26 protein-coding genes and 2 pseudogenes are annotated in these 23719 nt (G+C 54.5%); 20 read left to right on the forward strand and 8 right to left on the reverse strand.

Annotated features, from left to right (window positions below):
• The 3 genes and pseudogenes from CXF87_RS21870 to CXF87_RS02595 form a co-directional block, all read right to left on the reverse strand.
• A pseudogene (locus CXF87_RS21870) lies at window positions 1-235 on the reverse strand (SOS response-associated peptidase); the annotation flags it as partial.
• Window positions 236-534: 299 nt separating this feature from the next.
• The gene (locus CXF87_RS02590; RefSeq protein WP_157826457.1) at window positions 535-2031 is read right to left on the reverse strand and encodes a hypothetical protein; all 1497 of its coding nucleotides are present in this window, start codon (window positions 2029-2031) and stop codon (window positions 535-537) included.
• A gap of 161 nt (window positions 2032-2192) precedes the next feature.
• On the reverse strand, window positions 2193-2720 hold the full coding sequence (locus CXF87_RS02595; RefSeq protein WP_101145376.1) for a hypothetical protein: 528 nt from the start codon (window positions 2718-2720) through the stop codon (window positions 2193-2195).
• A gap of 223 nt (window positions 2721-2943) precedes the next feature.
• Here CXF87_RS02595 and parS point away from each other — a divergent pair, with 223 nt between their 5' ends.
• Both parS and CXF87_RS02605 read left to right on the forward strand, forming a co-directional pair.
• The gene (gene parS / locus CXF87_RS02600; protein WP_101145377.1) at window positions 2944-3396 is read left to right on the forward strand and encodes a type II RES/Xre toxin-antitoxin system antitoxin; all 453 of its coding nucleotides are present in this window, start codon (window positions 2944-2946) and stop codon (window positions 3394-3396) included.
• Window positions 3393-3857 (forward strand): RES family NAD+ phosphorylase, encoded by a 465-nt coding sequence (locus CXF87_RS02605; protein WP_101145378.1) that lies wholly within the window; start codon window positions 3393-3395, stop codon window positions 3855-3857. The genes parS and CXF87_RS02605 overlap by 4 nt, the downstream gene beginning before the upstream one ends.
• Before the next feature lie 97 nt (window positions 3858-3954).
• Here CXF87_RS02605 and CXF87_RS02610 read toward each other — a convergent pair.
• A pseudogene (locus CXF87_RS02610) lies at window positions 3955-4296 on the reverse strand (IS1595 family transposase); the annotation flags it as partial.
• A gap of 4 nt (window positions 4297-4300) precedes the next feature.
• On the opposite strand from CXF87_RS02610, the gene CXF87_RS02615 reads away from it, so the two are divergent.
• Window positions 4301-4570, forward strand: a complete 270-nt coding sequence (locus CXF87_RS02615; RefSeq protein WP_157826458.1) for a hypothetical protein — start codon at window positions 4301-4303, stop codon at window positions 4568-4570.
• Window positions 4571-4695: 125 nt separating this feature from the next.
• Here the strand turns inward: CXF87_RS02615 and CXF87_RS02620 are convergent, their stop codons facing one another.
• Together CXF87_RS02620 and CXF87_RS02625 are read right to left on the reverse strand one after the other, a co-directional pair.
• Window positions 4696-4917, reverse strand: coding sequence for a hypothetical protein (locus tag CXF87_RS02620; protein WP_101145380.1), 222 nt, complete (start codon window positions 4915-4917; stop codon window positions 4696-4698).
• 50 nt (window positions 4918-4967) lie between these two features.
• Entirely contained in the window at window positions 4968-5468 is a 501-nt protein-coding gene (locus CXF87_RS02625) for a hypothetical protein (protein ID WP_052703860.1), read from the reverse strand.
• A 259-nt stretch (window positions 5469-5727) separates the two neighbouring features.
• On the opposite strand from CXF87_RS02625, the gene CXF87_RS02630 reads away from it, so the two are divergent.
• The 5 genes from CXF87_RS02630 (at window position 5728) to CXF87_RS21520 (ending at window position 7543) form a co-directional block, all read left to right on the forward strand.
• A complete protein-coding gene (locus tag CXF87_RS02630) occupies window positions 5728-5949 on the forward strand; it encodes a hypothetical protein (protein ID WP_035557803.1) in 222 nt (73 codons plus the stop codon).
• On the forward strand, window positions 5933-6253 hold the full coding sequence (locus CXF87_RS02635) for a hypothetical protein (RefSeq protein WP_035557806.1): 321 nt from the start codon (window positions 5933-5935) through the stop codon (window positions 6251-6253). Before CXF87_RS02630 ends, CXF87_RS02635 begins: the two co-directional genes overlap by 17 nt.
• 5 nt (window positions 6254-6258) lie before the next feature.
• Window positions 6259-6741: a PH domain-containing protein gene (locus tag CXF87_RS02640; RefSeq protein ID WP_052703859.1), complete on the forward strand. Its 483-nt coding sequence runs from the start codon at window positions 6259-6261 to the stop codon at window positions 6739-6741.
• Between the two features lie 7 nt (window positions 6742-6748).
• Window positions 6749-7117: a hypothetical protein gene (locus CXF87_RS02645; protein ID WP_101145381.1), complete on the forward strand. Its 369-nt coding sequence runs from the start codon at window positions 6749-6751 to the stop codon at window positions 7115-7117.
• Between the two features lie 162 nt (window positions 7118-7279).
• On the forward strand, window positions 7280-7543 hold the full coding sequence (locus CXF87_RS21520; RefSeq protein ID WP_157826459.1) for a hypothetical protein: 264 nt from the start codon (window positions 7280-7282) through the stop codon (window positions 7541-7543).
• Window positions 7544-7660: 117 nt separating this feature from the next.
• Here CXF87_RS21520 and CXF87_RS02650 read toward each other — a convergent pair whose 3' ends face one another.
• Both CXF87_RS02650 and CXF87_RS02655 read right to left on the reverse strand, forming a co-directional pair.
• Window positions 7661-8284 (reverse strand): hypothetical protein, encoded by a 624-nt coding sequence (locus tag CXF87_RS02650; RefSeq protein ID WP_101145382.1) that lies wholly within the window; start codon window positions 8282-8284, stop codon window positions 7661-7663.
• 192 nt (window positions 8285-8476) lie between these two features.
• Window positions 8477-13858, reverse strand: coding sequence for an ATP-binding protein (locus CXF87_RS02655; RefSeq protein ID WP_101145383.1), 5382 nt, complete (start codon window positions 13856-13858; stop codon window positions 8477-8479).
• 588 nt (window positions 13859-14446) lie between these two features.
• On the opposite strand from CXF87_RS02655, the gene CXF87_RS02660 reads away from it, so the two are divergent.
• The 12 genes from CXF87_RS02660 to CXF87_RS02715 all read left to right on the forward strand — a co-directional run bounded on the left by CXF87_RS02660 (window position 14447) and on the right by CXF87_RS02715 (window position 23712).
• Window positions 14447-14755, forward strand: a complete 309-nt coding sequence (locus CXF87_RS02660; protein WP_035557818.1) for a hypothetical protein — start codon at window positions 14447-14449, stop codon at window positions 14753-14755.
• Complete coding sequence (locus tag CXF87_RS02665; protein ID WP_035557821.1) at window positions 14752-15360, forward strand: thioredoxin domain-containing protein; 609 nt, start codon at window positions 14752-14754, stop codon at window positions 15358-15360. The genes CXF87_RS02660 and CXF87_RS02665 overlap by 4 nt, the downstream gene beginning before the upstream one ends.
• Window positions 15360-15896 (forward strand): hypothetical protein, encoded by a 537-nt coding sequence (locus CXF87_RS02670; protein ID WP_101145384.1) that lies wholly within the window; start codon window positions 15360-15362, stop codon window positions 15894-15896. Before CXF87_RS02665 ends, CXF87_RS02670 begins: the two co-directional genes overlap by 1 nt.
• A 100-nt stretch (window positions 15897-15996) precedes the next feature.
• A complete protein-coding gene (locus CXF87_RS02675) occupies window positions 15997-16776 on the forward strand; it encodes a hypothetical protein (RefSeq protein WP_035557823.1) in 780 nt (259 codons plus the stop codon).
• Between the two features lie 10 nt (window positions 16777-16786).
• Complete coding sequence (locus CXF87_RS02680) at window positions 16787-17200, forward strand: lytic transglycosylase domain-containing protein (protein ID WP_045812323.1); 414 nt, start codon at window positions 16787-16789, stop codon at window positions 17198-17200.
• Window positions 17197-17559: a TrbC/VirB2 family protein gene (locus tag CXF87_RS02685; protein WP_035557825.1), complete on the forward strand. Its 363-nt coding sequence runs from the start codon at window positions 17197-17199 to the stop codon at window positions 17557-17559. Before CXF87_RS02680 ends, CXF87_RS02685 begins: the two co-directional genes overlap by 4 nt.
• Before the next feature lie 17 nt (window positions 17560-17576).
• Window positions 17577-17870 carry a type IV conjugative transfer system protein TraL gene (traL, locus tag CXF87_RS02690; protein ID WP_008958346.1) on the forward strand — a complete coding sequence of 98 codons (294 nt, stop codon included), beginning with the start codon at window positions 17577-17579 and terminating at the stop codon, window positions 17868-17870.
• Window positions 17870-18427, forward strand: a complete 558-nt coding sequence (locus CXF87_RS02695; protein ID WP_035557829.1) for a TraE/TraK family type IV conjugative transfer system protein — start codon at window positions 17870-17872, stop codon at window positions 18425-18427. The genes traL and CXF87_RS02695 overlap by 1 nt, the downstream gene beginning before the upstream one ends.
• Window positions 18424-19116: a TraK domain-containing protein gene (locus CXF87_RS02700; RefSeq protein ID WP_035557832.1), complete on the forward strand. Its 693-nt coding sequence runs from the start codon at window positions 18424-18426 to the stop codon at window positions 19114-19116. Before CXF87_RS02695 ends, CXF87_RS02700 begins: the two co-directional genes overlap by 4 nt.
• Window positions 19109-20596 carry a TrbI/VirB10 family protein gene (locus tag CXF87_RS02705; protein WP_101145385.1) on the forward strand — a complete coding sequence of 496 codons (1488 nt, stop codon included), beginning with the start codon at window positions 19109-19111 and terminating at the stop codon, window positions 20594-20596. Before CXF87_RS02700 ends, CXF87_RS02705 begins: the two co-directional genes overlap by 8 nt.
• A 4-nt stretch (window positions 20597-20600) precedes the next feature.
• The gene (locus CXF87_RS02710; RefSeq protein WP_035557838.1) at window positions 20601-21098 is read left to right on the forward strand and encodes a TraV family lipoprotein; all 498 of its coding nucleotides are present in this window, start codon (window positions 20601-20603) and stop codon (window positions 21096-21098) included.
• Window position 21099: 1 nt separating this feature from the next.
• Window positions 21100-23712 (forward strand): TraG/VirB4 family ATPase, encoded by a 2613-nt coding sequence (locus CXF87_RS02715; protein ID WP_101145386.1) that lies wholly within the window; start codon window positions 21100-21102, stop codon window positions 23710-23712.
• Window positions 23713-23719 lie beyond the last annotated feature (7 nt).

The following is a 23719-nucleotide window of genomic DNA, read 5'->3' on the forward strand; positions in this document are numbered from 1 at the left end:
TATAAGTTCTCCTCGCCAGCTTAGTGTCCTTAGCCCAAAACGGCAGTAGGCCAAATATTCCAACCAGTGCCTCTAACGGGGGAGCTGCCTCGTCATGGGGGTCGCTCGATTGTGGCGGACGGAGAAACGGGCCGGAATACCCTGGCCAGAGTTCGCTTTGCATCTCTTGTTCTGGCGTAACTTTAAAGTCATGCAACAGCTGATCGGCGTCAGGCGCCTCATATCGACTACACATGTCTCCTCCCTCCGAGTCAATCGCATTGAGCTGTGTTGCTAGGGATAACTGGTGTATCCAGCGCAAGCAAGCGTCACCTCAAGTATGGCCGAATCGGAAGCTCGTCAACAGATCATTGAGCTGGTGGTGAACCATTTCCTCGCCTACATACGGCTCATTTAGCAAGTGTTAACCGAGTATTGGCTGGTCAAGGATGCGCTGGTGGACAAGGCTAATTCTGGTGGCACCCTACTCAAAGTCTTCGCGGACGCCTAGGCCAAGGCAAAATCAGCTACTCTCTGCTTGAGTTGGTGCTGATGTCATGAGCGCCAGCTGTTAGCAGGCTTGGGTATGAACGCAAGTTCATCTAGCTTGGCAGCTAGCAGATGAATCATATTGAAGTTGCTCAATTCGCCAACGAATTCTGCAATCGCGTCCAGGGGCCTTGGAAGCAGTTCCAGTGTCATTAATGCAGGATCATCTGAGAGAACCTGGTAGTAACGAGCAGTATTCAGCAACTGATCTGCACGCTGAAGAGCGACAACTGGCTGATATCCGAACTCCCTGAGGCAGCGCTCAATGGCTTGGATTGAGATCCAATAGCGGCTATGGATGTTCTCACGGGTATAGACGACGCCTAGCAAGGCCACGAGTTTCCACTCACGAGACGGCACCCCGAACATCCAGTCATATTCTGTGCGTGTTTCAACCGCGGTAGGAATGGCTTCCAGGTCCATTTTGTGAATATCTCGTTCGAGGTTGTGCCGGGCCATCGGTAAGCAGAACCGTGTTGATGCAGCCACCTTGCCAGACCTGGCATGAATACGCTGACAGGACGCGAAAAGTTCCATGGCGAGATGGCGCATCTCATGAAGATCGAGTTGCTGACGCTCTTGCTCCCAAGTTTTCTGTTGCCGATGCCGCTCGGCTTTAGCTTCGAGTTGACGTGCAACCTCGGCTTCGCGTCGTCGGATTTCGGCCTGCTCGGTCGCTTTTTCTTTCGCCCGGCGCTGCTCCTCCTCCCGTTGGCGTTTTAATTCAGCGTGTTTCTGTTCCTGAGCTTTAAAATAAGCTTCCATCCGGGCATGTTGTTCACGTTGACGCTGCTCCTCTTGTTCCCTTGCGATATTCGCCTGTGCTATTCGTTTGTTGGCCTTCTCGATCTGCTGCTGGAGTCTTGGGCGTAGCTTTTCCTGCTCCGCTTCGATCTTGGGATTTACGATCCAGTAGGCCCGTTGATAGTTAAATACATGCTCTTCGAGATCGGCTGGTGTTAGGTTCCGTGGTATGTCCCCCAGGTCGATTTCGATGCAGCGCTGGCCACGGGACTCAAGCCGCTGCTGCTTTTCCGCGTCGATGAAATGGGTTACGGCCACCTCGACTAGGATTTCTATCTGACCCAAGCTCACGATAAGGTCAGGGCGGATGTCCCCCAGGCTGAACTCAAGTTTTGTGTCATCCACCGGCTGCCGATCGTGGCCGGGGAAAATGACCTTAGATTCGGTGTGCTTGTAGCCAAGGCTATCCTTCGCCTCAAGTACCGCCTGAAGCAGAGGAATGGGTATTTCCTTTCGGTCTGCAATCAACTGCTTTGCGGCTAGATGTATTCCTGTTTCAGTGCCCCCAGCGCATGGACGGGTCCCTCTGGCATGTGCGAAATAGTGACGAACAATATCCCCCATTCTCGCTTCAAGCGGTGTTCTGCATTCAGGACAGACACAGCCGCAACGGCCGCCGCGTTCGGCCCTTGTGAGCTGGCTGATATGCACCAACCTGTTATTGCGTATGCCGTAAGGGATTTTTGCGCTGTTTTTCATGTAATTGCCACAAGAGAGGCCGTGCTGTGGGAGCGTGCTCGATAGCTCTACCCTGGTAAAGGGACTAGGCGGCGTGAATTACAGTCGGAAGCAAACCGCCCTGCTCGATAGTGGTGAGCTGCTAAGTTGTCAGTTTTAGCTCGCCATCAATCGATCTTAAGCTAGGCGTCCGCATCTAGTTCATCGAGAACGTCGAAGATTGAATAGCCGCGCACTTCGCTAGAATTGGGCTTTGGACTGCCAATGTCACTCACGAGGTCAGTTTCCGGTGTGATCATCACAATGTCATCGGTCACAGCTCGAGCGTTCCGCTTCAGAAGTCGATCATGGAAGGACGGGACCGTATCTATGAGGAAGAGATCGTAGCCGGCTGGATGAGCAACCTCGAAGATGGCCTTAATAGTGCGCTTGCCAAGCCGCTCCCAACGTAGGGCGAGCGGCATCATTATGTTACTAAGCTGAAGCTCTTCGGAGTCGTGCAAGAAGGTGACAGAGAGGACCAAGGTTCTGACAGGAGAATCGGCTTCTTGCTGACAACGGACCTGCAATCTCGCTCTGCCTGTAGGCGAATGGTACTCAAGTTCGAACTGATGCCAAGGCAGGGTCGCGAGCTTTGTCTCCAATAGCTCTTTAGCCGCTTGAAGTACGCTATTTTCAAACACTTGGTTATGATCGGTGGACGTGGGCATGCAACCTCTCCTGTTCTTTCGGTCTACTTTACCACTCTCTGTTGGGGCCTTGCTTACGCGATAAGCAATGTTGCGATACTCGCGGAAGGCAGCCCTTGGGCAAGCTGTAGCGCAGAGGCGCTATAGGTGCCCGCGCCTAGATTTGCCTGGAGTTGCAACCGCAGTGACAGTCTTTCGATCTTCTGATACACTGTTGTTATATCAAATGAGTGGAGGAGGGGCCATGGAAGCTGCCATCGAAGAGTATCGGCCGAAGCCTAAGCCCAAGAAAGACGACTTTTGGAAGGCCCTGGGTCTTCCAGCGCGTGGGGCACAACTGCATGAGGCTTTGGAAAAAGGCGTCCCGTACAAGGTCTACACGGAACTTGCTGTGGCGTCTGGCCTGGAAAGCAAGGAGCTGGCGCGTTATGTCGTTATCAAGCCAGCGACATTGCAGCGAAGAGCCACGGCTGGGCGCTTCAAGCAAGACGAAGGCGATCGGCTGTACCGCTTTGCCGAGGTCTACAAGAGCGCTGTTGATCTCTTTGAAGGAGATCAACAGCGGGCGAGGCGCTGGCTCCTCAATCCGGTGCGCGGTCTCGGTGGTCGGCGACCGGTGGAAATGGTGGCGACGACTGCTGGCGCTGAAGCTGTGCTGGATCTGATCGGACGGCTTGAGCACGGCGTTTTCGCGTGAGTACGGTTCGTGGTTACCGCCTCGTAAAGCGGAAGTGGCTCCAGACGGCCTTCGATGGGGAGGGAGCCCGCTTGTACGGCGGTCGATGGAATAGCAAGGGGAAGGCCTGTGTGTACCTCGCCAGTGCTGAATCACTGGCTATGCTTGAGGTGATGGTTCATCTTGATGACTATCGGTTGCTGACACACTATGCGCTGTTGGAGGTGACTATCCCGGAAAATGCTCTGATGCGCCTGCCTGCCGATAGTCTGCCGGAAGACTGGATGGAGGAGCCGGCGCCCGCCTCGACCGCGGAGATCGGCGACAGCTGGCTTGAGAGCCAATCGAGCCTCGCGCTAGTGGTCCCAAGTGTCGTGGTGCCTCGAGAAACGAACTACCTGATCAACCCCAGTCACTCCTATTTCCAGGCATTGGCTGACAGTGCCAGGGAAGTCTCGTTCACCCCGGATAAGCGCTTGTAGCGCCTTTCCCCGCCCTTGGACAGGGACGGTTTGAGACCCCCTCCTTCTGCCTAGCTTGCAGCAGACCTGCCGAATCTCTGAATTCTGGATTATATGGCTATGTTGGTATCTTTTGTTGGTTTGAGCCAATCGCTATACGTAGCCACATCTCCTCCGTTGGCTCTGCGGTTTCAAACAAACGTCGCCATGCCAAATAGTTGGGTAAGTACACCGTTCCCACTCCATGAAAGCGCCCCATCCATCCCTTTAAGCGGCTCATATAGCTGTTGACGTTCTGAATGTGATATTCCTTGCCGATCACGCGCTGATTATCGAGCGTGATCAAACGATGGTGAGCAATACCATGGTTAGCAGAGAAGATTTTATACCAGCTATGCCCAACCGAACATAAAATCGAGTCGCAATTGATGATCGGCCCCAGGAACTCATGAACAGTAGATTACTTGAATGAATTGATGGCGGGCGTACAACGCGTCGCTGGCATGCTAAGCGAGATCAGTCATGCCGCTGGCGAGCAGAGCGACGGCATCGGCCAGGTGAATATCGCCGTGGCGGAGCTGGATCGCATGACAAAGCAGAACGCATCTCTAGCCGAGCTGTCCACCATGTCGACCGATCAGCTCAGCGAGCACGCCGAACGATTGGCCTCAATGGTAGGGCGCTTCAAGTTGCGCGGTGACCTATTTCCGGCTCAGGTGATTGCATCAACTTGATAGTCAATGACCTAGTAGGCATTGCTCTGTTTCGCATGCGAAAAAATTAAACCTGCCTCCAACGAAATCGAGCAGCAAACCGTTAAGGTTGCTGCCCGATCGCGTACTTGCAGTCTTGCATGGGGTTAACTCGGTTTCGTGTCGTGGTCATCGAGCGTTTCAGAGGCCGCGGAGAGCGATGCTTCGGCAAAGGCTGCCGCGCTCTCGCCGACTTCCTCGGGGCTTAATTTACCCCCTCCCTCACCAAGCAGAATGGCGTGCATGGCGGTCATCGTAAAGGCTTCCAGTCTCGTCATGTCCAAAGCAGACTTATCGAACCGCGATGTATTGAGATTATCGTCAGCCATTTTGCCCTCCAAAAGCTGAGCGGCCACTAATAGAGTGGCCGCTGATCGAATCAGATTCGTTCCCAGTCGCCACCGGCATTCTGGCAAGTCGTGACATTCTGATCATTGTCCTCGGGGCCACCAGTGACAGTGATGTGGTAATCAATGCAAGTACGGCCTTCACCATCGACATAAGTATCGCTCTTGACGATGTTCTGTTTCATGTTGGCAACGTCCTCGAACCCGACTTCGGATTCGCCCTGCAATGCGGTGAAAGCGCTTCGCATCCCCTTGTCAGCCAGACCTAGCGCGCCAGCGCCAACAGCACCGTAGGCGGCACCGCTCATACCTGCTTTTCCGCCATTAACCAAACCCTGAACGCCCTGCATGTGACTGGCCGAGTCTGCTCCTGCTGCGCTGACGCTATTGTTGTTGCGACTTCCTAGCACATCAGTGATCGCGCTGACGGCTGAGTTCTGCAACATGCCAGACCCTTGCGGGGCAGCACAACCAGCAGCCAACAGCAGCATTGATGTGGCAGCCAGACCCATGAGAGTACGCTTGATAGTCATTTTGATCCCCTTTTAATCCGTTGTTTTGATGGTTTCAGGCAAAGCTACTTATAGATATATAATTTATACCATACGACGTTTTATATTTAAAACTCTGCGAAGCATTTCCAGACAAAGTATTCTCTACACAATCCCGAACCATCGCAAACGCAGCGCCGTAAATCAGTAATAATGGCAATTAGTAATGGCGGGGAATCCGTAAAAATTGTCTCATATTCATAGTTAAAAAATGTCGTCTAGTATAATTAAGGTTGGTATTATGGATTCAGGTGCTCTTATTGCGAACGCGCACGACGAGCTTTCCCTACTCTCACGACTTGTCGTAGATAGGGCGGCCCTGCGCGAAACCAACGAAACACTGACGCTGATCATTGATGAGGAGGGGGCGCGGTTACTGACGATGGACCGGGTGCGCCAAGAAATTGAGTGTGCTGTAAAGAAAGTGTGTGGGCTGGAGGTTGCCTATGAGCGGGCCGCGTAATTCCCGCCAGGCGAGACAGCTTGTTAGGCGTCTTGAACGCGACTGTGACCTGGATTGGCCAGGTGGCGCTGACAACGCAGCTCTTTTTCATGACCGCTCAGCCAGTCGGTGGGAACTCCACACACTCGAAGGCCCTTCGTTACCTGTCATCTCTGGCCCTACCCCTCTAACCCACCTGCTTCGAGATGGGTTCGTCCTGATCCGCTGGCCGGATGACAGCATCGAGCTTTTCCACGTTGAAACGGCAGAATCACAATTGAGCCACCGACTGAAAGAAGCGGAGGTGGCAGCAGCCGGGAGATGAAACCCATGATAAGCAAGACCACCTTCCGAGTCAGTCACCGCGCCCTGCTGGGACACTGGTTGCTCGTACCCTTGGGGGCAGCATTGCACTTTGCTCCTCATGCCCCCTTTACCCTCGCTGGGGCAAACGCTCCAGAGACTCTGACGAACATCCTTTCCTGGGCAGGGATGGGGTTGGCCGCCTGGGGGCTGCTGAACATCGCCTATCAGCGCCTTGCTCACGAGTACGTCATAGGCCCCGATCGCGTGATAGAGCGGCACGGCATTATTGCCAGGCGTGTTACACCCCTATTTATTCATCACATTCGTTCGACCGAAGTGAACCAGACGATCTTGGGTCGATTGCTAGGATATGGGACGGTGAAAATGTCTGCGGCAGGCACTGGCACAAGCGAAGCTCGATTTGATCGCGTGGCCAACCCGTTGAAGGTCATGGCTTCAATCAACAGTCACTTTCAAAGCCTTGCGGCTGGCACTGGGCAGGAGTAGTTAGATCATGGACTCACAAATTTCCGCACTTGCTGATGTGCTTATCCCAGGCCAGAGCATTGTGTCGACCGATTGCCATCAGTCGCAGGAGCTGCTGCCCCACCGCCAGTTACTCACGCAAGTATTTTTGAAAGCAATTGATGACCTAAAGAGCAACAACCTCAAGCACCAGTTCTCTGCGGCTGAGTTTCTGGCTGGCCCTGTCGCTGAGGGGTATGTCGGCCATCTCGGGCTTCCTGAGTGGACACCCAAGTTGGCGCTACTGATCCATGCTCAATGCGAGCTTCGTTCTTGCCTTGAGATACCCGAGCAGTTGGAGGCTACCCTTAGCCAGTATGCACCGCCCGAAGCAGGCGAGCGCCGCCCCTCTTTGTGATTTGCTTGGCCTCAATAGCCCCTTCATCCAGGATGTGACGCAGCGGGTTGGCTTGCCAGCCCGCTTCCCCTGTCAGTATCCCCTCCTTAGCCTTCTATGGTTCCCCGTCCTCAGAGGCGCTCTTGACACTCTAGCCATTCATCCAGCTCCAGCAGCTTGTCCTTGGGCAATCTCACCTCGACTATGAAGATCTTTAAAAAAGACTCGGCGCATTTTGGGATACATCCCGAAATCGCCTTTCGCCTTAGCCAAGTGCTGGCGCATTTGCACCCGACTGCAATTCCTTCCGAGTCCCGTACCCCTCCCAAGCGCAAGCCTAAAGAATTTGTGCTGATGGATCGCCTGCTCCAGTCTGCGATCATCAATCTACTCGGCTATCTACCCGCTGCCCCAACCCCCTCCTTTATCTCTAAATACGGGCACTGAAAACAGAGAACGCCCTTTCAAAAAAATGGTGTATGGTAGCTAAAACGGTTCCGGATAATTACCAGCTTCCAAGGCAGGTTTTCGTGAACGGTTACAAGTTTCACTGAATGAAATTTGTCAATTATCCTCTTCTACATCCCCTGTTATCGCTCTCATTACTCGAAAAAGTTGTTCTTGGGCATTTTCGCCAAACATTGAAACCACTTCTTCGTATTCAGCAATAAGATTTAATAACACCAAAAGTAGGTTATTCACTCGTCCACCGAAAATTATTGTTTCCATACGCTGAAAAAGTATTACTTCATTGTCATCCCAGAGGTAATCCATGTGAACAATGCGTTGATCAACCCACGATTTAATTACAGTTCTCAAGGACATGCCATCAAGTACTTTCTCATCAAATACTGCATCAACAGCTCTGGCGCGTTCATCCATGCGTCGGGCACGGTAAACATTCTGTAACGTCGCATTTCTCTTATGTCGATCTGATTCCAGAAATAGCGCCCGAGTATCTACCAGAATCGACGTTAGGAGAGCATTTGCCACTAATACATCGTCAATTTCGTGATCAGATAGACGCAAAATCTTCTCTTTCAAATCACTAAATCTAACGGCAAATGCTCTCTCAATGCGAGCTTCGATTGCTCCGAGCCCACCTGCTTTAATAAATTCCCGCGCATCATCAGCCGTTTTCAAGTCAGGCATGAACGGGTTATCGTATTTCCATCCCAACTCTTTCATGTTCGATTCCGAGGGTGTTTACGTTTGGCGCTACCTATTTCCCATCACCCTGTTTACTAGATGCGGTTAACGATAGCATTCCATGCGCCATAAAAATGCGGTTCAAGTCATGATAGGGATGTTTTTCGAACCGCTTCGTTTCCGCTGCGTACTGCTCATATTGATAGTTCAAATGTCTCTGCAGGCCCTGTTCTAACTAGATCTGCTAATCTCGCGAAACGCTTCACCAAGCTGAAGTGCTGCACTTCGCCTGTCGCCCATGTCGACCAGTATGTCGAGGATCCTCAGGAACTTCTGAGCCAGGTTCTGCGTCATTGGCGCATCACGATGTGCAAAGTGCTGCACCAGTTCTGCGATGCGCGCAGGGAGGAAAGTTCCATGCCAACCCTTTAGATGGTCAGGCCCGTTGCCGATAATCGCGAGAACTTGGTTCGCGAAGTCTTCGGCTGGGTAATTGACCCTAGCTCGTTCACAGAGCGTCAAGTAAGGGTCCATTACGGAAGCCGTCCATCCGCCAGCGCGAACGAAACGATCAATTAGAGGCAGGATACAGCTGATTTCGGACCAGTCGCCATTAACGTACCGGGCGGCCAAGTCCGCGTGTTCAATTGAGACAAACATCAATGTATTAACTAGCTTGGGTTGATCGAAGCCTGAAAATTCTCCACTTCGATAGGCGTCGCGATTGAAAGCAGAGTCCTGAAGAAGTCGTTCAAGACAGAGATCGAGTATGGCGATTGAATCAGCTGGAATAACCGGCGCATCGTATACGTAGGAGCAGATGTAGGTGCTCGCGAATGGAGAAAGGAGAGCCCAGCAATTGTCTCCCTCCAGCGCCAGAATCGGATCGAGGAAGAGCTTCTGAAAATCGCCAAGAGGGAGAAGCCCGGCTACCCGGCCAAGGCTCGACCCCAAGCTGTGGGTCCATTCAAAAATTCGAGTGGCTGAGCGATTTCGACGTCCGGGCCTTACCCAAGGCGGCGCATTCTTCTGATTGGTCCATTCGAGTAAGCCAGCTAGGAAGTCGAGTAGATCCCTTTTCGCCTTACTTCTCAGTATCTCCTCGAAGGGGATTAGCTCAAGTATTTTTGCAGCTTGTTCTGAATGCCAAATGACATCTGGCTCTCCCCACATCTCATTCGCATCAAATGCATCATCTGCATCATAATCTTCGTAGGCTTGATGCCAACGCTGCCCCTTATTGTGGTCAACTTTCACCCATGCTGGAGGTGGTAGCGGAAGGGAGGGCCATTCGCTTCCGTTCTCATAGAATGCTATCACCGTGTCGACCGCCGATTGCACTTCGTTTGATGAGTGGAAGGCTTCATTATGTTGAAGGTGATGATCGTATGATCGTGGTGAAACGTGGCAGCGCGATAATGCCAGTACCAGTGTGCTCCAAGTCAGCTTGGGGTCTTTGAAACAAAGCGTGCAGGCTTCTTCTAGGGCGGCCAACCAAACGACTTCCAGTGGATGCGTAATCAGCCAGATGAGGTCCCGTGCTGAGCCTTTTGTTACTGAAGCTTCGCGGATGTCCGCTGCGAGGCCGCGTGCCACATATATCGCATGGTGCCAGGGTATGATGGAGCTAGGTGACCGCATCCGATTATCTTCTGGTAACTGGATAGCACGCCTGAGGACCTCACGAGCCCACTCAAGATCTTCTTGAGTGCATTCTTCCCGAAAGTTGAGCGCGATAGCAGCGGTAGCGGCGACCGCACCGCGACGCATATTTAAAAGTTCTTCGTCGTTCTCGTTGTTTGAGTGCTCGTATAAGCCGTTAGCGTCTGCTTCCTTGGCTAGTGCAATGGCATCCTCAATATCGTAGGTATTGTTCAGTGCCTTCTCTTCGAAGGACTTGGACGCCCACGTCCAAAGGCCCGTTTGCTTTAGCCACCTAGAAGCTTCTTCGGCCCTAGCGACTTTTTCAGGCTTAGCGGCAGAAGGACTCACATGGACAATCGAAATCTGCTCTGAATTGTCTTTGGTACGGTAGGCCTGATAATTTTCCGGGTTCGCCAGCTCGGCAAATTCGAGGGCCTGCACTGTAAGATGCTCCCTTGCCCTCTGATTATTGCGGTGCTCCTCGTACTGAAATGGGAGATCGTTTTTGAAATTAAGGATTGCTTCACGGGACCGGTCGCGGATAGGGCCTGTCGAAAAGACAAATCTTGGCACCATCCATTTAAGCTCTGTCTTGCGAATCTGCCGGTTATTTGCTGCTCGAATCGCCTCAGCGTGAGGCTTGTCGGTACGAGACGTAAAACCGATTAGGCTAGCAAGCGGTGAAAGGTCTTGTGTCCATCTGTCATGGTCTGCCGCCAACAGGCGCTGAGAGGTGATGAGCGGCAACGTTGCTTCGGACACGGTTTCGGTGTGTAGCGCGATGATTACCGCAATGCCCAGGACGGCAATGCACTCGTTACCCTCGACGCATTGCTGTATCAGCTCGTCAACAGGTCGGCCGCGCGCAAGCTCGGCGAAGCACCATTCCTCAAGCGCAAAAAAACCACAACCGATGGCATTCGGCGCCCACGTCGAACGAAACCAAAGATACTCACGGTCGGTGCCCCAGAACCTTTGGGATCCCCAGGGAAAGGTGAGATCTAGCGGTATGGGGGTGCCATCACGGTCATGAGAATATCGATGCAGTTGTCGCCAAGCATTCATCGCATGATTGCAGAGTTCCCGGAGTAGCCGCAGTGCCTCATTAGGCGATGATTGGAAAAGTGAGTGAAAGGGCTCTCGAAGTGGCGAAGCGGGTGAAAAGCATCGGTAATCATCGTGGATCGATAGTCTGTTCCAGTCGTGGCGGTTGAAGTCACCGATGGTGTGTAGAAAAGGTGCCGTGGAAAGCGCCCGTTGTTCTTGAGGAGTGCGCTCGGCTGCCGGCTTAGCCGAGATTCTTTTTCGCCACACGGACACGGCTTGAAGTTTCTGTTCTTCTCTGACGACCTGGTCAGCTGGAAGCTCCTCCTGCAGAAAAGCGAGGGAAAGATCGACAAGCGACTGAGGCAGCGATTGGGCAAGGACGGGTGAGAAGGTGATGATGTCATGAAACGCATCATCACGAATGCGCTCTGAATCGGTGACCCGCTGCAAGTAGCCAGCCGCAAAGTTTGGCTCTACTCTCGACGATCTTAAGAGAAGCTGGCTCAGGGATTTGCTGAGAGCTCCCAAGCCAGGCACCTCTCCCCAGTAAGCAGAGTTCTCGTCCGGCCCATCGGCAGTACTGATTGCGTCGATGGCAGAGAGCCAGGTCGCGCATTGTTGTAGAATAGCGCGGGAAGTTGGGTTGCGAAGATCGGCTAAGGCGTTCTGCCAAACTTCGAAGATAGCCACGATCTCCGGATAGAGTCTCTGCGGTATGTCTGGAATACGCCGGAGGATAAAGTCGATGAGGCGACGCCACGCACTAAAATCGGACGGCCACCCAAGAAGATCAGCAAACCGTTGGCGTTTCTCCTGTGGGAGTTCACCAGCGAGAATATTCGCATTGGGGGAAGTCTTCTCTGCTTGAAACCAGACGAGAGCCTTCCTGAACAGGCGAAAGTCGTTGGCAAAGACAGCCGTAGCGAACTGGCTCTCATCAGATTCGAACTTCGAAGTTCCTAGTGGGCCGACCAGCCAAGCGCGCAGCCATTGCGATCTGAGTTCTGAACCTTCGGTTTGGGCGAGGTATGCCGTCCAGTCTTCTACCTGCGCGTACTCCCATTGAGAGAGAAGTTCGACGACCCTTGCCACCGCCGGCGGTTCTCCACATGCCCTAACCACTTCCATCCATTGAGCCCCACGATCGGCCAGGACATGGAAGAAGGCCCATTCAAAGAAGATATCGTGAGCAAAGCGAACTGAAATTCCTTCGCGAACATTTTGAAGTATACCGTCAGATCGTAGGTCATGGATGTGTGCGACCGAGGTTAGCTGACTAAGGCGAATCGGCTGACTAAGTTTGCGGGCACGAAGAGAAGCTAAATCGAGCAGCTCTCGCTGGCGTTCAACCGCATTTTGACCGGTCTCATTGTAGCCGCCCCGTCGCCACCAATTCTCGATCAGATCGACTTCAGATTGAGGGGCGAATGTCTGAGCACTGGGATCGGCCGAGTAACTCTGATCCAGCACTTTCGCAAAAAAGGGGCGCCGGACAATCTCCTGCACTTGGTGTGAACCAAAAAGAAGTGGCCTCAGGTGTGGTTTAGCTTTTTCAAGTGTCTCCGCCTCTTCATCGCTCAGTTGTCCAACGCCAAGCGTCTCGACCTTCAGGGCATCTAGAAAGTGGCCTAACCAATTGCGAAGCACTTCAATTCCTGTGTCGCGCAGCGAAACAATGACCCGCCAATTATCGAGTAGCGGCGACTCTACGATGGCGCGGATAACGTCGAGGATGATGGGCTGATGTTTCTTCTCAACGCGATCAATCGCATCGATGAAGAGCATGGGAGTGCCGGCGGCCCCGATCTCCACGAGGAGTTGCTCCAGGGGAGCGCCGGAGAGACCTTGAGACGATGCGTAGCTGATCCAACTGGTTCCTTCGAGCTGCTCGGCTTTGAGGAAGAGGGTCGGTCCACGTTCTAACGAACGTTGTACCGCTCGCCTCACTAAAACTGATTTGCCACTTCCTGGCAGGCCTCGGATCTGGACTACACGTGCTGTGGTGAGCTTGGCGTCCAGCTCTCCTAGGAGCGAGGTTCGGTCAAGTTTCGTTCCGCCAATATCGTCGGGGATGAAGTTAGCGTAGCTCTCTGCGAGCTCCGTCAACTTATCGAGGTCTAGGCTAAAGGAGACTCCACCTCGAAGGCGTGCAACAAGGGAGATCGAACGCAAAAGCCGCGCGCGATCAAATTGACCTGCTTTCCCTGCTGATGCGCGAGCTAGCTGAACGATCCGCGACCAGACAAGTGGGGCCTTGGATGAATCATCGGGGGCGAGGCACTCTCGAATGCGATTAATGGCATCAGGAGGATCAGTGGCGCCTTCGCGAAGGAGGTCGAACTGAATGAGCACGAAATGGGCTAGGAACCGATGTACTTCTTCACTCGTGCTTGGTATTCCCTTCGCCTCATTCAGCAGGCCTACGACGTCATTCTTGACCATTATGGTGTCGGCGCTGGCGTTGCCCTCTGCCTCGAATCGAGCGGCGAAATGGTTAGTCGTCAGGCTTTCACGGGCCCAATCGCAAAGAGTTTTGAGCGCTCGTTCCTTGGCGGTGGCCACGGTACCAACCGCTGCCCCGTAGCGGTCGATATTAATGCGGAAATCAGGCTTCGTAAGAGTAGCCCAACTGTCGCGAATGATGTCACGAAAGTCGGAGTTCGTTTCCGCCTTACTGATCGTGAGTGAACGCTTTATCTGGAGACTAAGGCGAGAAGGGTTCTTTGCGGCGTCTTCAAAATCGACGATCACATCATCGAGCGGTTCACCAAAATCGCGCTGCTGAACCGACACGCGGACAACGGTACGATCATCGATGCCGGGTGCATATCCCTCAGCTAGCAGCGCAGTTAGATAGTATGCAGCCGCGTCGCCCTCAAAGGTGAATCCCTCGCCGCCGGCGAGTTCTGGTGATTGTGTCATTTGTATTTGAAGCACTTGTCAGGTTGCGTGTTTGGAAGTTATTTACACTTAAGATAACCACTATCTCTTCATAGCTGCCGTAACATTTTCTTGAGAAAGATCGCTATGATTCGTTAACGCTAACTGCGTTTCCAATAATTTTGTCCAAACCCTAAGTCGACGACATTGTGTGCCTCATTATCCTTTTTATATCCAGCCTAGCACATCTATTAAATAGGCTTACCGCCATGTCTCATGAATTACACAAATCGCTGGGCAGCTATTAGCCCTCTCCTTATCGGCCTTGGTCGCCTGAGGATATGGCGTGGCTCGCTGGCGCTGATGATGCCTCTGGAGAGTATTTAAAAGCCGACAATGAGCAAAGCGGCGCCTCCCCCTCTCCTCGATCTAAAGAAACCCAGCTCTCCCTGTTCTAAGCCTCCCTCGATAGTCGTTTTCATCTCCCTCTAAGCCTTGGCATGCGACAGCAAAGCGACTCGCGCAAAAAAATCTCTACTTCCCCCGGTTAAGTGTCAGTGGCTGCCCTATCTACCTGCGAGGCCCATTAAGGGCACCTATGAGAGAGCACCGCTGGGAGGCGGAATTGAGATGATGGCGATGCGAGGCAGCACGCTTATTGGCGTGGCCATATTAGTTTGGGTCGCATGGATTGTCCTGGCGACCGATTCAGAAGCTCGAATTGAGCGAACCTGTCAGCCCGTTCTTTGGTTTGGCAATGTGGCAACTTCACTGACGCAGCTAACCTTTCCTAAGCAACAGGAATCGGTGCATGAGGCGTTTGAATCAGCTGACTATGCTTGTCGCTTTACCGTGTGGCGCTTGCTGCACGAAGACGCCTGGATCGAAAGCCACCAAGGTAACGAATCTAGTGATCAGTCGGGGGAGAGCGACCAATGATTTCCCCTACCCGCCTGCTACACCCCATCCGTAGAATTCTCGGTGTCACCGTGGCCACCTTGGGGCTCGCTGCTGGCGCTCATGCCGGAAATGATCAGCCTCTGGCGCTGGTTGAGTTTGCCAGCTTCGATTGCCCGCACTGCCAGGCCATGGACAAACACCACTCTTCTATTCAGGCAGCCGTCGAAGCGGCGGGCCTGGAGTACCGCTACGCTCCCCTGCCTTCCCATACCGGCCTTGAACGCGCATGGCGTGAACGCGCCTTTTACGCATCTCGCTCTATTCCAGGGGTTGCCAATGACGTTCGGAAAGCCTTTCTCACGGCTGGCGAAACCGGGGTTCCCCTCAAGGACTATGACGATGTGCTGGCGCACCTCCAATTGCATGTTCCCCAAGTTCGGTGGAACGAGTTTGCGGACGACCATATCAGCGATCCCAGCTCTGTCGAGGCGATTGAGCGAGCAGCGAGGCTTGCTGGTCGGGCAGGTCTTCGTGAGTACCCTGCCTTTGTCGCTGTGTCTCGTTCTGAAGTGAAGCTATTGAGCCTGTCGGGAGACGTTGCCGAGAGGGCCGAGGCGGTAATCAAGTACCTGGAGAACCTTTGATGACACTGCGAAACCCTGTGCTTGCTGTCTCGCTGACAGCTGTTCTTGCTGGCTGTGCAGCACATCCTCCGGCTCTGGAGCACGCACGCACGTCAACGCTACCTGATTCGTATAACACGATGACCAGTCGGCATGTGGTGATCCCTGCCTATACGCTTCAAGGGGTCAACGCGACCCGTACCACCAACTGGTACTACGGGGCTGGCCAGGGGCTTGATCGCTACGCTTACGGCGGCACCGTTTACGACGAGGCCTATTGGCAGCAGCGCCATGCCTCAATGCCGGATGACTACAAGGACGCCATGGAGTCTGTGCCTCTGGCGCGCTTCCATTTCGAGTTCGACTCAACAACGCTGACGCCTACCTCTCAGCGTGAAATGGCTTCCTTCCTGGAAGGAGAAGACCTGGCTGGCCGTGTGCTCATTGTTGGGTACACCGACCATATCGGCCGTCCTACAACATTTCACTCTCACAGCGCCGCGCTGATGCGATCGCGGGACAGCTCCATTTGGCTTGGCCAAAGGCCCGGTTCCTGACGGAAGGGCATGGCATCTATCCCAAGTTGGTTGACGGCACGACTGATGAAGCGCGGGCGGCAAACCGTCGCGCCGAGATTTTTTACCTGGAGGCAGACCAATGAACGTCTTTATCGCCCACGCCCAGATTCTACGAAAAGAGACGCCAAAGGAGCGCGGTCGTTCTGGCCTGATGGTGCTCAAGGTTGGTAAGAACAAGCGAAGCACAGAAGCCCTAATCCAATCTGTAAATCAGATCATTGTCCGAATTCCGAATCATCTATCTGATCGCGCAGCCAAGCTGGATGTTGATTCTTACATTGAAATTTTCGGCCATGTTGGCGGCATTGTGCGCCGTGCACACCACACGGGTGAGCAGCACCTGAGTGCCGAGTTGGTGGCCAACAACATCCAGCCGGCTGCCCCGATGATCGAGGGCAACATCGAAAAACATCTTTTCAATCGTTTCATTGCGATTGGCTTGCTGAGGGGGGTGAAAACTCCCGAGAAGGAGGGACCACCCTCCACAGCGTACCTGCAGATCGGCCCTGACCGACCGGACCTGGGGCGCTCCTTTCAGCATACCGGCGTGGTGTCCATGGCTGCTTTTGGGCGCGTTGTCGATCGACTTGTCGAGTACGAGGCCGGCACCGCCCTTCATGTTGAGGGACGAGTTACCGGCCTATTGCGAAAGATCCCCAAACCAGGAGCAGAAGGCGGCTTCGAGGAAAGTCTGGAGGTCGGGCTGGTGATGGATCGTGTCAGCCCCACTGCCATGGTCGCTGAGCGGATGATGACGCCGTTTGATGTGGCCAAGCCTGAAGCGCAGAACACCCCAGAAGAAACCAACGACGAAGCTGGCGCTGGGGAATCCGCGGCAGTGGCTGAAGAACAGCGCTAGGAGGTGGTCAATGATTGCCCTACCTGATTGTGTCCCTGAAATCGCTGATTACTACCAAGTACCCATCGAGATTGTCGCGGCAGTGCGTCTTCAAGAGAGCGGCAGCCGAGGGCAATTAGTGGGTCGCATAGGTCCGAACAAGAATGGCACTTACGACCTAGGCGCTATGCAAGTCAATACATGGTGGCTCGACCAGGAAACCAACCGGAATTACCTCCAGCAATGGGGAATTACCGAGCGTGAGTTGTTGGAAAATGAGTGTACGAATTTCGCTGTAGGGACGTGGATTCTCTACGACAACATCACGCGCTACGGCGAGTGGGAGGCGGCATTGGCCGCTTACAACGCTGGGTCGCCGAATAGTCCGGCAGGCCAGCAATACGCAAACGAAGTCCTCGCGACATTAGGAGATCAGTACCAATGACTACTTCCGTAGATACCCAGGCCACAACCAAGCAGGGCAAGCTCGCTCATCTAGTCGAATGCCTCCGCATGAACAAGAAGCGAGCAGCAGAGCGCTCACTGTTGGTTGCTACTACCGCTTTCCTGGCGATGCCAGCATGGGCACAGGAAGACTTTGAAGACTTCGCTGACAAGGTTGAAGAGCTGGCGCATGGGCCCTTCGGTATCGGCATTTCCATTCTGGCGCTGATCATCGGTTGCCTGGTGGGCCTTGGACGTCAATCTGCTGCCCCTGCGTTCCTGGGTCTAGGGATCGCCGGTGCCTTTGCGGTCGGCCCCTTCATGATCAAGGAAATCTTCAGCTGGTTCTCAGGCACCTGAGTTAGGAGTCGCGGGTCATGTCTAACGAGTCCTATCGGATACCGCAGGATGTTGATGCCCCTATCCCCATCTTCGCCTGGGAGATGACCGAGGTGGTTGTCGCCATCATGGTGATCGGCGTGGGCATCATCATGCGGTTTTTTATCCCAGGCCTATTTGCGGGGATCTTTCTCATGATGATGGCTAAGAAGATGCGTGCCGGCCAGAAGCGGGGACAAGTGCAGCATGTCTTGTGGCGGATGGGGCTCAAGTTAGACCCGCTGCTTGGCAAATACGCACCTAGGCCAATGCGATTGGAGTACATTCGCTGATGAAATACCTCAATGCATTGCGAAATCAGTGGGTCGCTGCCAGGGGCTGGATGTTCTGCACCCTGCTCCTGACTGGGTTGCTGATCTATGTCTTGCAGAGCTATGTCCAGCTCAGCGCCAATATGCCAACCCGGCTGGTTCCCTACAACCTGCACGTCGTGGATGGGCCGGTCGAGGTGGGCGCCAGCGCTGGTTATACCGATGCGAGCTACCTCACTGAGATAGCCATGGCGGATGCCCAGCTGCACAGCTCTTGGACCCCAAGGAACGTGAGAAGCCAATACGCTCGGTTCCAGAACCGGATGACGCCGGCCCTCTATGCCAAGGTCGGCAATGATCTACAAGCACGGATTCCAGACCTGGAGAAATCTGAGCGTACCCAGGCCTTGTTCATTGAAGGGACCCAAGTCCTAGACGGCACAGTGCGAGTTTATGGGCGCTTGCGGGCTTGGCATGGCACCGAACAGATCGAAGACGAACCGATTGCTTACCGTGTCCGCTATTCCTTCAGCGGTGGCGTTCCGTATGTCGCTGGTTTCTCTTTGGAGGACGAATGAAAAAGCCTAAGATGCAGGGGCTGGTCATGGTGGCGGCGCTTGCCGTCGCCACCTTTGTCAGCGCCAGCGATGATGTCCAGAAGGTGGTTGTGTCCACCGATGCTTATAACCGGCTGGTATTCCCAGAGCCGTACTCTACGATTGTTATCCCCCCCGAGGCCGAGTTGCGTGACAACCCTGTGCCGACTGATGGCAAACGTGGTCTCCTCATCCGTCCTGCAGACGAAGCCGACCCGTTCTCTATCTTCATCCAGCTGCGAAGCGGCGAGGCCTTCACGGTGAAGCTAGCGCCGGAAAGCGGCATCGATGCCCAGGTGTTCCGGTATCGAAACGCCCCTGACCTATCCGCAGAGCCCGAAAGGGAAAGCCGGCCCAAGGATCGTTGGATTGCTGACACTATCCTGTCCGCTTTCCAGGGGGCTCGCCCTAGCGGGTTTGAGCCGGCTGGCGCCCCGCCTAGTGCCCGACTTGAAATGCCTAATGGCGGCACGCTCAAGCTCACAGCGGAAACCCAGTACCGTGGTTCCGGCCATGTCGTGAATATTTACCGGCTGTCTTCTGATACCTCCCTTGAAGTCGAGCCTCGTGACTTCTACCGCGATGGCGTCGTTGCTGTTTCCTTGGAAGGGGACACGGTAAGTGAGCGCGATCAGCCCCGAATGATCGTCGTGGAGGTTGACCGTGGCTGAAGATCAGAACAACCAGCAGCCGAATGAATCGGGCCAGGACAAGCCTTCTAGGGTGGCCAAGGCCCGAGCTAAGTCCAAGGTAGTCTCTCAGAGCCTGTTGGAGCGAGCGCAGGGAAGAAAGTGGCTTCTATATGGTGGTGGGGCCTGCCTAGTCATCTGGCTTGTGGCAAGTAACGCTATTAGCGCACGAGACAACAGTAGCAATAAAGCGCCCCCTCCCCCGGAATTTATGGACACCACGCCGGATACACGGCATGGGGAGGAAGTCACTATTTCCCGACTTCAACAACAGTTAAGGGAGGCTCATGAAGAATTGGCAGACCAGCGCGAGAGTCAAGAGCAGAGGGATGCACGACTTCAGGCGCAGCTCGAAGAAATGCAGGCTGGCATGGAATCCGAACGCGAGCAAACGCGGGAAACCATGGAGTCGCTGCGCACACGACTAGCCGATATTTCTAGCGGAGATGATGGCACCAGTGAGGTTCGCATTGGCACATCTTCAAACAGAAGCACCGACGCCAACCGTGCCCCGTCTGACTATCTTCGCCCCCCCCGAGGCGACGACGCTAGCGCGGTACCTCCGCCCCCGGTAGCGCGTCGAGATGGTGACTCTGGCCGTGCCGGTTTACCCCCGAGGCAACAATCGTCGACACAGGGCGGCGTCATTCCTTCACAGTTTCCACAGCTCCAGAAGGAAGAAGGACCGGCTGACCCGATCGTACTCAATGGCTCAAGTGGTGAGTCCAGCGCTCGCATCTTACGTAATGAAGCGGCTCAGCAGGATGACGAAGAAGAGGATCTGGGGCCACCTAAAGCTGGGTTCCTCCCTATGGGGTCGTTCTCTGAGGTGGCAATGTTGACTGGCGCTGACTTTGGCGCTGCCGAGCGTACCCGCAACAACCCTCAGCCGGTGCTATTCCGCATTCAAAACGATGCATTCCTACCTGGCAGTGCGCGGTATCGCCTCGCTGACTGCTTTGGTATGGGCGGTGGCTACGGTGATTTGTCGAGCGAGCGAGCGCATATCAACGTCTCTCGTATTTCCTGTGTCGATACACGGACTGGAATGATGCTTGAGTCTCCAATCAATGGCTACATCGTGGACTCGGATGGCCGTCTGGGGCTTCGCGGCAAAGTTGAGCGACGTGCTGGCGCCCTGCTGGGTAAGGCCATGCTTGCTGGCTTCGCAGAAGGCGCCAGCAGCATTGCTGCAACAGCAGCTCAAGGTGCTGAATCGGCTGTCACAGGCAGCGGCGTTGTCACCACCATCGACCCGAACAGTGTCGCCGAGGTTGGCATGTACGGCGGTGCAGGCCGCGCGATGGAGATACTGGCAGAGCGTTACATCGAAGAGGCTGAATCCATGTTCCCGGTGATCGAGGTTCCATCAGGGCGCCGTGGCACTGTTGTAATCCAGGAAGGCCAGAAGCTCGAGTGGGAAGCCTACGAGCTGGCCGACAAGATGCCGAGCGAGGGCTAATACGATGAGCTTAAAGTTGATGATCCCCTTGACCGCCCTGCTGTTCCTCGGTGGGTGTGCCACTGTCCAGCATGATTGTGAGCTGGGAAGCGAGTGTGTCGGTACCGGCGATGTTTATGAAGCTGCGGTGGCAAATAGTGGTTCCTCTGAAACAGTGATGGAGGGCCGTAAGGATGGCTCAGAAGCTGAAGAAGAAAAGATCGAGCAATGGCGACCCTATAGCGGGGGAGGCCTAACCGATATGCCTGTCTACCAGCCAGGTAAACCGGTGCGTATCTGGGTGGCGCCATGGCGCGGTGATGACGGCATTCTACGATCGGGCGAATACCTGTATGTGACTCTGCCTGATGACTGGAGTTATGGCCAGCTGCGTGACGATGGCATTGGGGCAGGCATGATCGGACCTTCTCCGGGTGTTCAACACATCGCGCCGAGAGGGCAAGACGCCAGCGTGAATCCTTATCGCATTCAGCCGCAAATGCAGATCGTCCCGGAGAATTGATATGAAGATAACCGCGATGACTCGTATGCGGCACCAAGTGCGCCGCATGATCCAGCAGGGCGCTCCCGATTATGGCGATCGCGCCCTCCCCCTCCAGGCAGCCGAGGCGCTGACTGAGCGGGATGATCCCGCGAGCCTGCTCCCCTACATCGACTATGAAGATAACTACTGTGTCCGGGATGATGGTAAACATCCTCAGCTTGGCTTCGGCGTCCAGTTTGCGCCATTGATGGTGGCTGGCAAGGACATCGAGGAGCAAATCGAGTCGCTGATTACGCGAGCGCCAGCGGACACGGTTATCCAGTTCGTCGCCCATAGTTCGCCGGCCATTGAGGACCGGATAAATACCTGGCAGGCACGGCGGTTACGTTACTGCAAAGACCCTATGCTCCAAGAGCTGGTAGAGCGCCGTAGCAAGCACATGCTTGACGCCGCGGCCGGGAACAAAAGCCTCCTACCGAATGAGCGTCTATATCCCCGGGAGGTGCATTACTTCGCCTTTTTCACCATGACCTTTGGCGGTGACCCAGAGCATGCTGAAGAGATTCGTTCATGGCGGCACATGTGCGACGAATTTCGGCAGTCGGTGATGGGGACGTTCAGTTCGATGGGCCTTGCGCCAGCCCTTATGAACGAATTGGGTACGCGACGTGTCCTGCGCCGTATCGCCAACCCGCAAATGGTGCCGGGTGAGCTTCAGCGGGTTGAGGAGGAAGGTGGCCACTTCGCTGATTCCATCTTCGATAAGCGTACACGTATTCGCGTGAAGTCCTCGGGTGCGGTCCAGTTCAGCGACAATGAGCGGGAGGTGGATCTCGTACCCCTGACCATCGACACCTACCCGGACTACCTGCGCCTCTACATGACCGGCGATATGCTTGGGGAGTTGAAGTCGGCAACCGATCGCATCGCGCCGGCCTACTGGATGTACACAACCATCTACAAGCCGAACACTGAAAAGGCACGCGATGACATCACCATGCGTATGGGCATGATCTCAAAGCAATGCATGAGTGATTCCGAGTGGTACAAGGGGATGATGCCGCACCTCTTCACGCGGCGTAGAGATACCCAGCAGCTGCTCAACGATACTCGCTCAAACTACTGCCCGGTACGCATGTGGTCGGGGATCAATATCATCACCGAACCCGAGCGAGCAGCTTCGGACGCGGACTATGTTTCCTCGTTGTGGCGGAAAGCAGGCTTCAGAGCCTCGCGTGAACGCTATATCTCGCTGCCTATCTGGTTGTCGTCTTTGCCATGGGGCTACAACCCACGCATGGACAAGCCTACATCAGGCCTTCAGCGGGCACAGATGGTGTCCAGCCTAAACGGCGCTTGCGCCTCAATCTGCCAGGGCGATTGGGGCGGTAACGGGCCAGTAGTACGCAAAGACCCACAGGGGAACCCTTACCTCTACGCAAACGGACTGTTGCTGGTTTCTCGCCGCGGTCAAATGTCGTGTATCGACATTTTTGATTCGGCCACCTCATACAATTTTTCGGTGATCGCGACCTCGGGTGCGGGTAAGTCATTCCTTGCCAACGAATTCGTTACCGACATGCGCTGTCGTGATGGCGTGGTCCGTATCATTGACGTGGGCGGCTCTTATAAGGAGCTGTGTGAACTGCTGGGCGGTCAGGAACTGAGGTTTGATCCTAACCATCCGGTCTCACTTAACCCATTCTGGGGTATCAAAGGCAAGCAGCGTTACGACGATGATGAAGGTGGCAGCGAGATCGCAGAAATGATCCCGGTGCTGAAGGATGCCATATCTCAGATGGCGTTCCCCCTAGGTGAGCCCGACAACTACGAATACCAGTTGATCGAAAAAGGCATCCTTGAGGCGCACGATAAACATGGCGAGGTCATGGAAACCAAGCATGTCTATCAGTGGCTTGAGTCCCGGGCAGACAGTGATCCGGTGGCCAAGAGTATTGCGTTGCAGTTGGAGCCGTATGCCGTAGGTCGGCATGCCGCATGGTTCAACGGTGAGCCCCAGCTGGATCTTTCCAATGAGTTCACCATACTCGAGCTGGAAGAGCTAAACGTCGATCGTGAGCTTCGGAATGTGGTCATGACACTCCTGATGGCTCGGACGACGCGGGACATGTATCTGCGCCCACGCAACATCCCGAAAATGATGCTGATCGATGAGGCATGGGATCTACTCGCGGACCCGAAAAGCGGGAAGTTTATCGAAACCGCCTTCCGGCGCATCCGTAAGTATTACGGCAGTGCCGGTTTCATTACACAGGGCTTCAAGGATACCGACCTGTCGCCGGCCGCTCAGGCTGCCTTCGACAATGCACCTTGGACGTTTGTGCTCAAGCAGTCGGGTCCCTCGCTCGACTACGCACAGAAAAACGGAAAGCTGGGCGGCGAAGACGAATTCCTATTCGATATGCTGCGCGGTGTGAAGCCCGGTGCCGGCTATTCGGAGGTCTTCGTCAAGCACGAGAGCGGGGGTGGCCTTTTCCGCTTTGTGGTCGATCCTTACTCCTACTTCCTATATTCGACCAATCCCAAGGACCAGGCACGCCTGATGAAGCTCACTTCAGCGGGCTACAACACGCAGGAGGCCATCCGCATGCTGGCCGAGGGGCAAGGGTAGGATTGGC

Origin of the sequence: Halomonas sp. MES3-P3E (assembly GCF_002836035.1) — a bacterium.
Lineage (GTDB): Bacteria > Pseudomonadota > Gammaproteobacteria > Pseudomonadales > Halomonadaceae > Vreelandella > Vreelandella arctica.